General features: G+C 61.3%; 14 protein-coding genes and 1 pseudogene. 5 read left to right on the forward strand and 10 right to left on the reverse strand.

The window, feature by feature from the left end; all coding sequences use genetic code 11:
- Positions 1-21 precede the first annotated feature (21 nt).
- The 5 genes from GIV26_RS14140 to GIV26_RS14160 are packed head-to-tail and all read right to left on the reverse strand — an operon-like array spanning position 22 to position 4,635.
- A complete protein-coding gene (locus GIV26_RS14140) occupies positions 22-993 on the reverse strand; it encodes an ABC transporter ATP-binding protein (protein WP_236281174.1) in 972 nt (323 codons plus the stop codon).
- Positions 990-1,946 (reverse strand): ABC transporter ATP-binding protein, encoded by a 957-nt coding sequence (locus GIV26_RS14145; protein ID WP_019820646.1) that lies wholly within the window; start codon positions 1,944-1,946, stop codon positions 990-992. Before GIV26_RS14145 ends, GIV26_RS14140 begins: the two co-directional genes overlap by 4 nt.
- Entirely contained in the window at positions 1,943-2,800 is an 858-nt protein-coding gene (locus GIV26_RS14150; RefSeq protein ID WP_181124638.1) for an ABC transporter permease, read from the reverse strand. The genes GIV26_RS14145 and GIV26_RS14150 overlap by 4 nt, the downstream gene beginning before the upstream one ends.
- The gene (locus tag GIV26_RS14155) at positions 2,797-3,744 is read right to left on the reverse strand and encodes an ABC transporter permease (protein ID WP_236281176.1); all 948 of its coding nucleotides are present in this window, start codon (positions 3,742-3,744) and stop codon (positions 2,797-2,799) included. The genes GIV26_RS14150 and GIV26_RS14155 overlap by 4 nt, the downstream gene beginning before the upstream one ends.
- Before the next feature lie 3 nt (positions 3,745-3,747).
- Positions 3,748-4,635, reverse strand: a complete 888-nt coding sequence (locus tag GIV26_RS14160) for a proline iminopeptidase-family hydrolase (RefSeq protein ID WP_034126678.1) — start codon at positions 4,633-4,635, stop codon at positions 3,748-3,750.
- A 183-nt stretch (positions 4,636-4,818) separates the two neighbouring features.
- On the opposite strand from GIV26_RS14160, the gene GIV26_RS14165 reads away from it, so the two are divergent.
- Together GIV26_RS14165 and GIV26_RS14170 are read left to right on the forward strand one after the other, a co-directional pair.
- Positions 4,819-5,583: a LuxR family transcriptional regulator gene (locus tag GIV26_RS14165; RefSeq protein WP_054919787.1), complete on the forward strand. Its 765-nt coding sequence runs from the start codon at positions 4,819-4,821 to the stop codon at positions 5,581-5,583.
- Between the two features lie 94 nt (positions 5,584-5,677).
- A complete protein-coding gene (locus GIV26_RS14170; RefSeq protein ID WP_057975713.1) occupies positions 5,678-6,610 on the forward strand; it encodes a proline iminopeptidase-family hydrolase in 933 nt (310 codons plus the stop codon).
- A gap of 114 nt (positions 6,611-6,724) precedes the next feature.
- Here the strand turns inward: GIV26_RS14170 and GIV26_RS14175 are convergent, their stop codons facing one another.
- Entirely contained in the window at positions 6,725-8,227 is a 1,503-nt protein-coding gene (locus tag GIV26_RS14175; RefSeq protein ID WP_032892803.1) for a nucleobase:cation symporter-2 family protein, read from the reverse strand.
- Positions 8,228-8,384: 157 nt separating this feature from the next.
- On the opposite strand from GIV26_RS14175, the gene GIV26_RS14180 reads away from it, so the two are divergent.
- Positions 8,385-9,218, forward strand: coding sequence for a hypothetical protein (locus tag GIV26_RS14180; RefSeq protein WP_034126675.1), 834 nt, complete (start codon positions 8,385-8,387; stop codon positions 9,216-9,218).
- Positions 9,219-9,356: 138 nt separating this feature from the next.
- Here the strand turns inward: GIV26_RS14180 and punC are convergent, their stop codons facing one another.
- Positions 9,357-10,541 carry a purine nucleoside transporter PunC gene (gene punC, locus GIV26_RS14185; RefSeq protein WP_127882142.1) on the reverse strand — a complete coding sequence of 395 codons (1,185 nt, stop codon included), beginning with the start codon at positions 10,539-10,541 and terminating at the stop codon, positions 9,357-9,359.
- A 122-nt stretch (positions 10,542-10,663) separates the two neighbouring features.
- On the opposite strand from punC, the gene punR reads away from it, so the two are divergent.
- Complete coding sequence (gene punR, locus GIV26_RS14190) at positions 10,664-11,578, forward strand: DNA-binding transcriptional activator PunR (RefSeq protein ID WP_034126673.1); 915 nt, start codon at positions 10,664-10,666, stop codon at positions 11,576-11,578.
- Positions 11,579-11,714: 136 nt separating this feature from the next.
- On the opposite strand, the pseudogene GIV26_RS14195 reads toward punR, so the two are convergent.
- Both GIV26_RS14195 and GIV26_RS14200 read right to left on the reverse strand, forming a co-directional pair.
- Positions 11,715-11,840 (reverse strand): annotated as a pseudogene (locus tag GIV26_RS14195) (aspartate aminotransferase family protein); the annotation flags it as partial.
- Positions 11,841-12,026: 186 nt separating this feature from the next.
- The gene (locus GIV26_RS14200; protein WP_054898627.1) at positions 12,027-13,196 is read right to left on the reverse strand and encodes an aspartate aminotransferase family protein; all 1,170 of its coding nucleotides are present in this window, start codon (positions 13,194-13,196) and stop codon (positions 12,027-12,029) included.
- Between the two features lie 102 nt (positions 13,197-13,298).
- On the opposite strand from GIV26_RS14200, the gene GIV26_RS14205 reads away from it, so the two are divergent.
- On the forward strand, positions 13,299-14,204 hold the full coding sequence (locus tag GIV26_RS14205; protein ID WP_054898628.1) for a LysR family transcriptional regulator: 906 nt from the start codon (positions 13,299-13,301) through the stop codon (positions 14,202-14,204).
- Here the strand turns inward: GIV26_RS14205 and GIV26_RS14210 are convergent.
- Positions 14,201-14,824: an HAD family hydrolase gene (locus GIV26_RS14210; protein ID WP_236281179.1), complete on the reverse strand. Its 624-nt coding sequence runs from the start codon at positions 14,822-14,824 to the stop codon at positions 14,201-14,203. The two genes, GIV26_RS14205 and GIV26_RS14210, sit on opposite strands and share 4 nt — an antisense overlap.
- Positions 14,825-14,953 lie beyond the last annotated feature (129 nt).

Genomic DNA, 14,953 nt, shown 5'->3' on the forward strand with positions numbered 1-14,953 from the left:
TTGTTAATGAATGGCAGAGGGTCAAAGCAAAGGGTCTTCAAGCACGCAACTGTACCGATGCTCGTGCTGGAAATGGGTGGGGGCCAATACCGAGGAACACATGGCTTGCGCATACCGGCAACGCGGGTGAAAGGCACAGCCTGTCGGCAGATTCAGCGGGCTAGGCGGTTCGCCGGGCAATGGCTGCGCAGGCAATGGCCGGTGCGGATCGATCTCCGGGATGGCCTGGATCAGCGCCGCCGTGTACGGGTGACGGGGCGCGGTGAACACCGCTTCCACCGGGCCTTCTTCGACGATCTTGCCCAGGTACATCACCGCCACGCGGTCGCATAGGCGCCTTACGATGGCCAGGTCATGGGCGATAAACAGTATCGCCAGGTTCATACACTGTTGCAGTTCCAGCAGCAGGTTGATGATCTGGCCCTGGATAGACACATCCAGCGCGGCCACACATTCATCGGCAATGATCAGGCGCGGCTCCACTGCCAGCGCCCGGGCGATACCCACGCGCTGGCACTGGCCACCACTGAGCGAGCCGGGCTTGCGTGAAGCCAGCTCAGGACGCAAGCCGACCAGTTCGAGCAACTCATTCACACGATCAGGAATCTGCTGCGCCGCCACCTTACGCTGCACACGCAGTACCTCGGCGATGGTTTCGCCAATGCTGTGCCGTGGATTGAGCGCGGCGTAGGGGTCCTGGAAAATCATCGCGGTCTCATGCCGCAGCCGGGCGATGTCGATGGCACTGCCATGGGCCATGTCGATACCGTCGAACAACACCTGCCCTGCGCTGATCGGGTTGAGGTGCAGAATGGCCCGGCCCAGGGTGCTCTTGCCACTGCCGGACTCGCCCACCAAACCCAGGGTTTCACCGGCGGCGAGGTTCAGCGACACCCCGTTCACCGCCCTCACCCACTGGCGGTTGAGGCCAAACAGGCCGCTGCCGGACGCGGCAAAGCGTACTTCCAGATCCTTGACCTGTAACAAGCTCATGGGCGCGCTCCCAACGGGTAGTGACAGGCCACGCGTGCGCCCTGGGGCAGCAACTCGGTGCACAAAGCGCCGGCCTGCGGGCAGCGCGGGTGGAAGCGGCAGCCGTCGGGCAGTGCGTCGAGTAACGGCGGCTGGCCAGCAATGGTGCGCAACAACGCATGCCCGCTGCTATGGGCCGGCTGGCAGTCGATCAGGCCGGCGGTGTACGGATGTTGCGGTTGGGCCAGCAGTTCGTATTTGCTGCCGTGCTCGCACAGGCGCCCGGCGTACATCACGGCGATGGCATCGCAGGTTTGCGCCACCACGCCCAGGTCATGGGTGATCATGATGATCGACAGGCCACGCTGGTCGCGCAGGTCGAGCAACAGCCGCAGGATTTGCGCCTGCACCGTCACATCCAGGGCCGTGGTCGGTTCGTCGGCGATCAACACCTTCGGGTTGCAGCCCAGGGCCACGGCGATCATTGCGCGCTGGCGCATGCCACCGGAAAACTCATGGGGGTAGTTGTCGACCCGCGCCTGGGGGTCGGGAATCCCGACCTGACGCAATACCTCGATCGCCTGCAAGCGCGCGTCTTTTTTCGACGCGCCTTGGTGCAGGCGGATGCCCTCGGCGATCTGCTCACCGATGCGCATCAACGGGTCGAGGTGGCTGCTGGGGTTCTGGAAGACCATGCCCAACTGCCCGCCGCGCACGGCACGCATGCCGGCATCATCCAGTGCCAATAGGTCCTGGCCGGCCAACTGCACCGCGCCGCCCTGCACCCGCAGGTTGGGCGATGGCAACAGACGCATCAGGCCGCGACAGGCCATGGTCTTGCCCGAACCGCTCTCGCCCACCAGGCCGAGGATTTCACCCTCGGCCAGGTCGAAAGACACCCGGTCCACCAAGGTGACCTCACGCCCGGCGTTGTTGGCGATCACACTGAGGTCGCGCACCTTCAGCAGGCTCATGAGCGATCCCCCAATACCTGCGCAACACCATCGGCCAACAGGCTGAAGCCCATGGCCAAGGTCACGATGGCCAGGCCCGGAAAGGTACAGATCCACCAGGCGGTGGTGATAAAGGCTTGCCCCTCGGCCACCATCGTCCCCCATTCGGCGGTCGGTGGTTGCACCCCCAGGCCCAGGTAACTGACGGCGGCGCCGTTGAGCAGCACCAGCACCGCGTCAGACATGGAAAACACGATGGAGCCAAACAGCGCATTGGGCAACAAATGCCGGAACAGAATGCGTCCATGGCCAAAGCCCAGGCTCTTGGCGGCCAGGGCGAACTCGCTTTCCTTGAGCACCAGGATCTGCGAGCGAATCAGGCGCGCATACGACACCCAGCCCACCAGCGCCATGGCGATGTAAAAACTCTGCAAGCCCGGCCCGAGGATGGCCATGATCGCCAGCATCAGCACCAGGAACGGGAACGCCAGCACCACGTCGATCACACGCATGCAGACACTGTCGAAGCGCCCGCCGATATAACCCGAGACCGCACCGATAAAGGTGCCAATGATGAAAGGGAAGATCACCCCGATAACCGCCAACTGCAGGTCGATGCGCGCCCCCCAGATCACCCTCGACAGGATGTCCCTGCCGTAATTGTCCGTACCCAACGGATGGGCAAGGCTGGGGGCCAGCAAACTCATGCTGGTGTCCTGCGCGATAGGGTCATAGGGCGCGACCCACGGCGCAAACAGCGCCAGGGCCAACCACGCGAACAGGATCAACAAACCCCATGCGGCGGTCAGCCGGCCATTGCGAAAACCAAAGCGCAGGCGCAAGCGCCACGGGGCGATCAGGGGGCGACTGCTCATTGCATCTTCACCCGTGGGTCGAGGGCCACGGTTACCAGGTCGGCCAGGAAGTTGACCACCACCGTGGCACAGGCCAGCACCATCGCCACACCCTGCACCACCATGTAGTCACGGGTGAAAATGCCGCGCACCAGCAACTGGCCGATGCCTGGAATCGCGAACAGGCTTTCGATGACCACCGTGCCGCTGATCAGCCAACCGATGTTGACGGCCAGCAGGTTGACCGCCGGCACCAGGGCGTTGGGCAGTACATGCCGGCGAAACACCGCGCCTTCCGCCAGCCCGCGTGCACGTGCGGCGATGACGTGATCCGCCTGCAACTCCATCAACATGCTCGCCCGCAGGTTGCGCACCAGCACCGCCGACAGCGCCAGGGCGATAGTCAGGCATGGCAAAAGCATGTGGTGCGCCTTATCCAGCCAAGTGCGCCCGTAACCGGACACCGGGAACAAGCCCCATTTCACGCTGAGCAGCAGGATCAGCATCAACCCCAGCCAGAACGCCGGCATGCCCAGGCCGACCGTGGTGAACACGCGGATCAGCTTGTCCGCCCAACGGCCTTGCTGGCGCGCCGCAATCGTTGCCAGTGGCACCGCTATCAACAAAGCGAGCACCACGCTGCCCAGCACCAGCACCAGCGTCGGCTCGATGCGGGTGACGATCAGTTTGAGGGCGTCGACCTTGTACAGCAGCGATTGGCCGAGGTCGCCCTTGAGCAGGTTTTTCAGGAAGTAAAAGTATTGCAGCCACAAGGGCTGGTCGAGGCCGAACTGGGCGCGGATCTTCAGCAGCGCATCCGGCGTGCTGCGCGCACCCAGCAAGGCACGCGCCGGGTCGCCAGGAATCGAGCGCACCAACACGAAGGTGATCAGGCTGATGCCCAGCAGCACCGGCAGCAATTGCAGGGGCCGGGACAACACAAAACGGTAGCGCGCCAGGTTCATGCGTCAGCCTCGGTGGCGAGCGAGAAAGTCCAGCAGCACCGGGAAGTACGCCTGTGGCTCCTCGTAAAAAGGCATATGACTGCTGTTGGGGAACACATGCAACTCGGCGTGGGGGGCTGCAAGTTTCATGCGCATCGCACAGGCGGGGGTGAGTTCATCATGCTGGCCGGTGGTGATCAGGATCGGCATCGTGAACTCGGCCATTTCCTTGAGGCGGTTCCAGTCCTTGAGGTTACCGATATAGAGGAACTCGTTGGGACCTTGCATGGTTTCGTAAGGCCCCATGTTCCAGTCACCCAGGGACCGCTTGACCGGCTCTGGCCATTCGTCGAGCCGGCACACGTGGCGGTAGTTGAGCAAGGTGATGGCGGCCTGGTACTGCGGGTGGTCGAGGGTGCCCATGGCTTCGTGGCGTTGCATCATGGCCACGGTTTCGCTGCCCAGGGCGCCACGCAGGCGCTCCAGTTCCTGGGACAGGTGGGGAATGTCGCCGACGGTGTTTTCCAGGATCAGGCTTTTGAGCGCACCGGGATAATGCACGGCATATTCGATCCCCAGCCAACCGCCCCAGGAATGCCCGAGCAGATGCACGCGGCCCAGGCCCAGCGCCTGGCGCACGGTCTCGACTTCTTCGACATAACGGCGGATTTCCCACAGTGAGGCATCGGTCGGTCTGGCTGATGCGCCCGTGCCAAGCTGGTCGAATGCAACCACTCGCAGGTTATGTGCTTTGAGCCAGCCATGGGCGTCGCGCAGATAGTCACACGGCAGGCCCGGCCCGCCGTTGAGACACAGCAGCACCTCATCGCCTTCGCCAAAGCTGTAGACCACGAGGTTATGGCCGTCGACTTGCACGTTGTACTGCTGGTCGGGGGCAATTTCACGCCACATGCATACATTCCTTGTGTTGTATCGGCCTGGCGGGTAGCGGCCGTTTATCAGGTCAACACTACCGAGGATGCCGTGCGTCCATAACCTAGTATTTCTTATAGGTTTGGCCTGGCAGTCCTTCGCCGGGGCGTGGCATTCTACTTGCAGCAAGTCGAGATTCAAATGAATTCGGGAGCAGAACGGATGCTGGCCAAGCTGACCGCCTTCAATAATCGCCTCATACCGGGCAGGAGCCTGGATGAACAGATGGACAATACGTTTATCCTTGCCCAACAACTGGGCTTCGATGCCCTGGTGTATGACTACACCCCAGTGCCCATCGACCTCAACGGCGCACTGATCACGCCCTCGCTGTTGCAACTGCGCAACACACCGAGCGATTGGCACGCCTTATGGTGCAGCGAAGGGTTTTACCAGATCGACCCGGTGCAACACCTGGCGCTGAGCACAGTGTCGCCGTTTGTCTGGTCCTATGAGGCCAAGACTGAGACGGCCCTGCAAAAGATCATCGACCCCTGCCACGCCCCCGTTTCTTCTTATCTGCATGAGCGTCAGCTGACCTGCGGCGTCAGCGTGCCGATTCATCTGCCCCGGGGCGGCTTCGCCTCGCTGACCGGGTTGCGCACCGGCAAGGCGCGCACGGTATTGAAGGACGCCCAACATACGCTGGCCGATTTCAGCCTGATTACCCATGCCCTCCAGGAAGCGGCTTACCCGCTGTTCAGCAAGGAGGTGCGGGCTTATCCGCACATACGCCTGACCAAGCGCGAGCGCGAATGCCTGAAATGGGCGGCTGAAGGCCTGACCGCCGCCGAAATCGCCACGCAATTGAGCCGCTCCCTGGCGGTGGTCACTCTGCACCTGGCCTCGGCCATGCACAAACTGGGCGCCAAGAACCGTGTTCAGGCCGTGGTTCGCGCCACCCACTACCGCTTGCTGGAAGGTTGAGCTTTCGGCAAAAACCTATCTGTTTTGCTAGTTACCTAAACTTTTTGTTCAGACTATCGTAACCCTGATCCTTTTTTTCAGAGCAGGGTACGAAATGGAATTCATCGAAAAAGTTCGCGAAGGCTACGCGCCCTTTGGCGCCTATCAGACCTGGTATCGCGTCACCGGCGACCTGACCACAGGCCGTACGCCCTTGGTGATCATCCATGGCGGCCCGGGCTGCACCCACGATTACGTCGACGCCTTCAAGGACGTCGCCGCCAGCGGCCACGCGGTCATCCACTACGACCAGTTGGGCAACGGCCGGTCCACGCACTTGCCGGAGAAAGACCCGTCGTTCTGGACCATCGGCCTGTTCCTCGACGAGTTGAACAACCTGCTGGACCACCTGCAAATCAGTGAGAACTACGCGATCCTCGGTCAGTCCTGGGGCGGCATGCTTGGCAGCGAACACGCGATCTTGCAACCCAAGGGCCTGCGCGCGTTTATCCCTGCCAACTCCCCCACCTGCATGCGCACCTGGGTCAGCGAAGCCAACCGCCTGCGCAAGCTGTTGCCTGAAGGCGTGCATGAAACCCTGCTAAAGCACGAGCAGGCCGGCACCTACCAAGACCCGCAATATCTGGCGACCTCACGGATTTTCTATGACCAGCATGTGTGCCGGGTCAACCCGTGGCCCGAAGAAGTGGCACGCACCTTCGCCCAGGTGGATGCCGACCCGACGGTGTACCACGCCATGAGCGGCCCGACCGAATTCCACGTGATTGGCAGCTTGAAGGACTGGAATGTGATCGGCCGCCTGTCAGCCATCAAGGTGCCAACCCTGGTGATTTCCGGTCGACATGACGAAGCCACACCGTTGGTGGTCAAGCCATTCCTGGATGAGATATCGGACGTGCGCTGGGCACTGTTTGAAGACTCCAGTCACATGCCCCATGTGGAAGAGCGCCAGGCGTGCATGGGGACGGTGGTGAAGTTTCTGGATGAGGCGTGTTCGTTGCCGCACAAAGCCCTCAAGGCCGGCTGAAATCCGCCCTCTGTAGGAGCGAGCTTGCTCGCGAAAAACTATCAGACGCCGTGTTTATTCAGGAAGCACGCGTCATCGTTGACGTTTTTCGCAAGCAAGCTCGCTCCTACCTGTTTAAACCTCAGTGGTTTCGGGTTTTGCGGCTTTCTTTGAGGTATCTGCTACCAGGGGAATTTCCTTGCCCTCGGCATCAAACAACTTCCCACCCCGGTAGTAATCCCCATCGCGCAACGCAGCCACGTCGCGAAAGCACAAGCTGCGCTCAGTCCCCGCCACAAACACTGACTGCTGGTCCGAGTTGCCGGCGGTGAAGTGGTTGAACGCCAGGTTCAGCAATATCGCCATGATTGCCGACGAGCTGATGCCCGAGTGGAAGATGGTCGCGAACCAGCTTGGGAACTGATCGTAGAAGCTCGGCGCGGCGATGGGGATCATGCCGAAGCCGATAGACGTGGCAACGATGATCAGGTTCATGTTGTTGCGGTAATCCACCTTGGACAGCGTGCGAATCCCACTGGCCGCCACTGTGCCGAACAACACAATCCCGGCGCCGCCCAACACGGAGGTGGGCACGGCCGCGATCACTCGCCCCATGAACGGCAACAGGCCGAGCACCACCAGGAACACTCCGCCAGTGGCCACCACAAACCGACTCTTGACCCCTGTCACCGCCACCAGGCCGACGTTCTGGGCGAATGCGCTCTGGGTAAACGAACCGAAGATCGGCGCAAACATGCTCGACAACATGTCGGCACGCAGGCCGTTGCCCAGGCGCTTGGAGTCCACCTTGGTGTCGATGATCTCACCCACCGCCAGGATGTCCGCCGACGTTTCCACCAGCGTCACCATCACCACGATGCACATGGAAATGATCGCCGCAACATGGAAGGTGGGCATGCCGAAGTGAAAGGGTGTGGGGAAACCGAACATCGGCCCCTGCATGACGCCAGAGAAGTCCGCCATGCCGAGCAGCACCGCGATCACCGTGCCGATCACCATGGCCAGCAGGATCGACAAGCGAGAGATTGTTGCGCTGCCGATCTTGCTCAGCAGCAGCACCAGCACCAGGGTCAGTGCGGCCAGGCCGATGTTGGACATGCTGCCAAAATCTGCCGCCCGGCTGTTGCCACCCATGGCCCAGCGCGCCGCTACAGGCATCAGGGTCAGGCCGATGGTGGTAATCACAATGCCCGTCACCAGCGGCGGAAAAAACTTGGTGATCCTTGAGAACACCGGGGTAATCAACAAACCGATAAAGGACGCGGCCATCACCGCCCCGAGAATCGCTGGCACACCACCGGCACCGTCGCTGCCGACAATCGCCACCATGGTCGCCACACCCGCGAACGACACGCCCTGCACCAGCGGCAACTGACAGCCGAAGAACGGCAGGCCCAGGGTTTGCAAAAGCGTGGCCAGGCCACCGGCAAACAGCGATGCAGCGATCAGCAGACCGATATCCGCCGGCGACAAACCGGCTGCCTGGCCGACGATCAACGGCACGGCGACGATGCCGCCATACATGGTGAGCACATGCTGCAGGCCGTAAGCCATGTTGGCGGCGACGCCCAGATTTTCATCTTCGGGCCGCTGCGGTGACGCCTTCGGGATAGTCATGGTGAGGGGTTCTCTGTTTTTGTTGTGCGCTCACTGTATGCAATGTTCAGACTGTATGTCCATAGAGTTGTATACAATCAATCGAACAAGATACCCTCCAACGGCGTTACAAAAACAATCCGGCCGTCACGAGCCAGAACGCCAAAGGACAAAAATAATGAAAAAGGCACTACAGGGCGCCACCGTCGCATTGACCCTTCTCGGCGGCGGGGAGGCTGTTGCGGTGGAATGGATGAACAACAGCGTCGGGTTTCGCTACGGGCAGCACTTCACCAACCCGAACAACCCCGACGACTTCAGCAAGCGCATCTACAGTTTTACCCACGCCAGCGGCTACCGTTACGGCAGCAACTTCCTCAACCTCGATGTGTTCCTGTCCGACAGCAGCGACCCACGCAAGGGCACCGACCACGGTGGCAGCGAGGTGTACGCCGTGTACCGGCATCAGCTGTATGCCTCACGCGTGTTCGACTTGCCGCCGGGCACGGGGTTGATCAAGGATTACGCGCTGACCCTGGGCTTCGACGCCAACCGCAACAACAACTTCGCTTCCGCCAAGAAGCGCGCTCTGGTGATTGGCCCTACGTTGAAGTTCAACACTGTCGGCGTGCTGGACCTGAGCCTGATGTACTACAAGGAAAAGAACCACACCGGCATTCCCGGCGCGCAAGAGTCGAACCACACCTTCGACGCTACCTACATGCTCAACCTGACCTGGATGCGACCGTTCGAGGTGGGCAACCATGCGGCGAAATTCCAGGGGTTTATCAATTACGTCGGGGAGAAAGGCGAGGACTACCATGGCCGCGATACGGCAGCGGAGGCCTTGATGCGTACAGCGCTGATGGTGGCGGTGCGACCAGGTAAAAGCGTGAAACCGAACCTGTACCTGGGGGTGGGGTATGAGTACTGGCATAACAAGTTCGGGGTGGACGGCGGCCGTGGCAGCCGCACCTCAACACCCACGCTGAACATGGAAGTGACGTTCTGACTGAAGAAGCAGGCTTTTTGTAGGAGCGAGCTTGCTCGCGAAAAACTCACCGACGCCGCGTTCATTCAGAAAGCCCGCGTTATCGTTGACGTTTTTCGCGAGCAAGCTCGCTCCTACCAGTTTGATCGTATTGTCAGCTCAGGCGTTGGCCAGTTCGGAAGAGTTGCCCTTCGGCCGTGCCAGCCAATAGCCCAACACCGCCAGTGGTGCCGTCGCCAGCATCACAATCACCGTGATCAACAGCGGCTGCTCGATCATCGACGACACCAACAGGCTGGCCACGAAGCACAAGCCCAATTGCAGGGTATTTTGCAGGGCCGCCGCCTTGCCGGAATTTTCCGCAAAGGGCATCAGCGCATTCGCCACCACAATCGGGTAGCTGGCGCCGTTGCACAGCGCCATCAGACAGAACGGGATCAACAAGGTGGTCAGGGTCGGCACACTCAAGGTGGCCACCAGGTACAACGCCACCATGCTCAAGCAATAGGCGACCAGCAACCATGGCAGCAGGGTTTTACCCGGCAGGCGCTGCAAGGCGCTGCGGCAACTGTAGCCGCCAACGAGAAACGCCAGGGTCGGCAGCACGTAGCTGAGGCCAATGTCATTCGGGCTGTAACCCATGCCACCGAGGATGAACGGCGAGGCGGTCAGCCAAGCGAAGAAGCTGGCCGAACAGGCGGCGAAGATCATCACATTGCCGGTAAACACCCGAGAAGTGAGCAATTGCCCATACCCCAGGCGCACCGGGCTGCCCTTGTGCTCCGAACGCTTGGGCACATTGCGCAGGAACAAGGTCGGCAACAACAGCAACAACGACACCACCAGCAACACGCCGAAGATCGCCTGCCAGCCAAAGTGATTCAGCACCATGGCGCCCAACAGCGGTGCCAGGGCCGGCGATAGCGACATCAACGGCATGATGCTGGCGAAGACGCGGTGAGCCTTGTCGGCCGGGTAGCGATCAATCACCAAGGCCTGCCAACTGACGGCGGCGGCACACACGCCAATCGCCTGCATAAAGCGCAGGGCCAGCAGTTGCGGCGCGCTCTGAACCCAGAACATGCCCAGGCAACCGAGCACAAACAGGCTCAGGCCCGCGATCAGAATCGGCTTGCGCCCCAGGCGGTCCGAGAGCGGCCCCCACAGCAACTGCCCCAGCGCAAAGCCGGCAAGAAAAATGCTCAAGCTGGCGCCCACCGCGCCAGCACCAATGTTCAACTGCTCGCCCATGGCGCCAAATGCCGGCAAGTACATGTCCATGGCGAGATAACCGAGCATGCTCAGCCCCGCCAGATACCAGGTAAAACCAAAAGAATTTTTCATCGAAGCCTTGTAGATACTGCCATCAAACTATTTGCTGACTGGCGCCCATTATGAAGCTGACAATATCTGTGTGAAGCGATAATAATTGGACACTCTCATCAATAATTTTGAAGGCAGCACCTATGTGGTCGGAATATTCCCTGGATGTAGTCGACGCCGTCGCCCGTCACGGCAGCTTCAGCGCCGCCGCCCAGGAACTGCACCGCGTACCGTCGGCCATCAGCTACACCGTGCGTCAGCTCGAAGAATGGTTGGCCGTGCCGCTGTTTGTGCGCCGGCATCGCGACGTGGAACTGACCCCTGCCGGCCGCCTGTTTATCGACGAAGCCCGCGGCGTGATGAAAAAAATGCTCGGCACCCGGCGCCTTTGCCAACAGGTGGCCAATGGTTGGAGCGGCCAATTGAAGGTGGCCGTGGACTCCATCGTCAAACCCCAGCGCTGCCGGCAATTGGTGCTCGACTTCTATCGACAGTTTCCCGAAGTGGAATTGCTGCTCGAATACGAGGTGTACAACGGCGTGTGGGATGCGTTGGCCGATGAACGCACCGACATCGTGATCGGCGCCACCAGCGCGGTGCCGGTGGCCAGCCACTTCAGCTTCCGCGACATGGGCCTGTTGAACTGGCTGTGCGTGGTCAGCGCCCGGCACCCGCTGGCTGCGGTGGAAGGTTTGCTCAGTGATGACCAACTGCGCCCCTTTGCCTCGTTGTGCATGACCGACACCTCCCGCAACCTGCCCAAGCGCGACACCTGGACCCTGGATAACCAGCGCCGCCTGGTGGTGCCCAACTGGGCGTCGGCCCTGGATTGCCTGCGCGATGGCCTGTGTGTAGGGATGGCGCCGGCCCATCAGGTGTTGCCATGGATCGAGCGCGGGGAGTTGGTGGCGCTGCAATTGAGCCGGCCATTTCCGGCCAGCCCGTCGTGTGTGGCGTGGGCGCAGAACAAACTGTCGCCGGCCATGGCGTGGTTGTTGGAGTACTTGGGGGACACCGAAACGATGAACCAGGAATGGCTGAATGGCCCCTCTTTCTGATCACTCCCACGCTGCTGATCGTTCCCACGCTCTGCGTGGGAATGCTGCCCTGGACGCTCCGCGTCCGCTCTTAACGCGTGACGCGGAGCGTCACAGGAGGCGTTCCCACGCATAGCGTGGGAACGAGCATCGTCTTTCAGTCCAGTAGGCGGGTGATGGCTCGCACGATCATCTCCACTTCCTTGCGCTCCAGCGTCAGTGGCGGCAACAGGCGAATGACCTTGCCCCGCGTGACGTTGATCAACAGCCCATGCTCCTGCGCGCGGATGTTCCTCCAACTCCATCCGCAACCGCGCCAGTAAGTGTTTCTGATCGCTCCCACGCTGCTGATCGTTCCCACGCTCTGCGTGGGAATGCTGCCCTGGACGCTCCGCGTCCGCTCTTAACGCGTGACGCAGAGCGTCACAGGAGGCGTTCCCACGCATAGCGTGGGAACGAGCATCGTCTTTCAGTCCAGTAGGCGGGTGATGGCCCGTACGATCATCTCCACTTCCTTGCGCTCCAGCGTCAGTGGTGGCAACAGGCGAATGACCTTGCCCCGCGTGACGTTGATCAACAGCCCATGCTCCTGCGCTGCCCGTTGGGCCAGGTCGCGGTAAGGGCTGGCCAGTTCAATGCCGATCATCAAGCCCTTGCCACGAATCGCCCGCACCTGCGGATGTTCCTCCAACTCCATCCGCAACCGGGCCAGTAAGTGTTCTCCCTGGCGCGCAGCGTTCTCGAGCAAGCCTTGCTCCTGGATAATCTCCAGCACCGTACACCCGACGCGACACGCCAGCGGGTTGCCGCCAAAGGTGCTGCCATGGCTGCCTGGGGTGAACAGCTCAGCGACGGCAGCGCGGGCCAGGCAGGCGCCGATGGGCACGCCATTGCCCAGGCCTTTGGCCAGGGTCATCACGTCCGGCACGATGCCTTCGTGCTGGAAAGCAAACCAGGTGCCGGTGCGCCCGATGCCGGTCTGGATTTCGTCGAGCATCATCAGCCAGCCGTGGCGCGTGCAGTGATCGCGCATGGCTTTCAGGTAGCCTGGTGGCGCCACCAACACACCACTTTCACCTTGGATTGGTTCAAGCAGTACCGCCGCGATGCGTGTACCGAACTGCGCGGTGACCGCCTCCAGAGCCGCCATGTCGCCAAACCCAATCTTGATGAAATCGCCGGGCAATCGCTGGAACCCCAGGCGCACCGAAGGCCCGTCGCTGGCAGCCATGGTGCCTAGCGTGCGGCCGTGGAAGGCGTTCTCCATCACGACCACCAACGGCTGTTCGATGCCTTTTTTCCAGCCATGCAAACGCGCCAGCTTCAGCGCCGTCTCGTTGGCCTCGGCGCCGGAATTGTTGAAGAACGCGCGGTCCAGCCCGGACAGTTGGGCCAGGCGCCGGGCCAATTGTTGTTGCCAGTCGATGCTGTAGAGGTTGGAGGTGTGCAGCAGCAAGCCGGCCTGTTCGCTGATGGCCGCCACTAACCTGGGGTGGGAATGACCAACATTGGTCACCGCCACGCCGGCCACGGCGTCCAGGTATTCGCGGCCCTGTTGGTCCCACAGGCGCGTGCCCAGGCCGCGGGTGAAGCTCAGGGCCAGGGGTTGATAAGTGCTCATCAGGCAGGCTGCGGTCATGGTGGCGGCTCCAGTGCATCGTTGGGGTGGATCAAGTATGGTTAACCACCCTCGCTGGATAAACGCAGAATTTCTGCAATAACTTTAAACCAGGGCTTGATAATGGATCTGTTCCAGGCAATGTCGGTGTACGTGAAAGTCGTCGAGACCGGCAGCATGACCGCCGCCGCGCAGGAATGCGGGATTTCGACCACCATGGTGGGCAACCATCTGCGAGCGCTGGAACAACGGCTTGGCGTCAGCTTGCTCAAACGCACCACGCGCAAACAAAACCTCACCGAATTTGGCGGGCAGTATTATCAGCGCTGCCTGGAAGTGCTGGGGCTGGTGGCCGACTCCGAGCTGCTGGCCGAGCAGGTCCACAGCGAAACCCCCAAAGGCAGCCTGCGCATCACCGCGCCCCCGGTGTTCGGCACCGAACGCCTGGTGCCGGCCTTGAGTGAGTTTTCCCAGCGCTACCCACTTATCGACCTGTACGTGGTGATGAGCAATGAGCGCATGGACCTGGTCGACAGCGGTTTTGACGTGGCGATCCGTCTCGGCGAACTGGAAAGCTCCAGCCTGATCGCCCGGCCTCTGCAGGCCTATACCCTCACCCTTTGCGCCTCCCCTGCCTACCTGGCGCGACGCGGCACACCGCAAACCCCGGATGACCTGCAGCAGCATGACTGCCTGGCATTCGCCTACCCCGCGAACGACAATTGGCGCGATACCGATAAACTCTGGCGCATGACCGGCGATGAAGGTGAGGTGGAGGTGCCGGTGTCTGGCTCATTGACCATCAACAGCTCCCAAGGCTTGCGCCAGGCCGCCATCAACGGCATGGGCATCAGCATGTTGGCCGACGCCCTGGTGCAACCGGACCTGGAGAGCGGCAAGCTGGTGGCCTTGCTGACCACCTATAAACTGCCCAGCCGCCCCATGCACCTGATGTATCGCCAGGACCGCTATCGCCTGCCCAAGCTGCGGGCGTTCGTCGACTTTGTGATGGAGAAATGGGCGCGCTAGAACGCCACGCCCAACTCACGCAAACGCGCAGCGGTGCGCTCGGCCGATACGTGATGAATGCCCTGCCAGCCCAACGCAATGGCAGCCTCGATGTTGCCGGCGACGTCGTCGACAAACACCACTTCACTGGCCTGGACATCCGGCAGGTGCGCACGCACCTGGGTGAGGCTGGCGTGGTAGATCGCCGGGTCAGGCTTGATCAACTTCACCTCGCCGGACACCAGAATGTCGCGAAAACGCGTCAGGAATGGATAGTTGGCCCGGGCGTAAGGGAAGGTTTCAGATGACCAGTTGGTGAGCCCGAACAGCGGCATCTCAACCTGATGTAACGCTTCGAGAATCGCCACGCCCTCGGGTAATTCAGCCCGCAGCATTTCGGGCCAGCGCTCGTAATAAGCCTGGATCAGGGTCGTGTGTTCGGGGTATTGGGCAACCAGGGTGCGGGTGGCTTCAGCCAGGGAGCGCCCGGCATCTTGCTCGGTGTTCCAGTCCTGGGTACAGATGGTGTCGAGGAACCACTGGCGCTCAACGTCGTTGGCAATCAGCTTGCGGTACAGGTGCTGCGGGCTCCAGTCGAACAGGACACCGCCGAAATCAAAAACTACTGCACGAATCGTCATCAGATCCTCCGTTAGCATGGCTTGATAGCTGCTGGAGTCTGACAGATCTACAAGAGGGAGGCGCGCGCCGAGGTGTAAGAAGTGTCTGAAAAGACAGGTGGGAGGAGGCATGGCCTCATTGAGCGAACG

The sequence above is a fragment of the Pseudomonas sp. PA-1-3F genome, assembly GCF_021609665.1.
Classification (GTDB): Bacteria; Pseudomonadota; Gammaproteobacteria; order Pseudomonadales; family Pseudomonadaceae; genus Aquipseudomonas; species Aquipseudomonas paracarnis.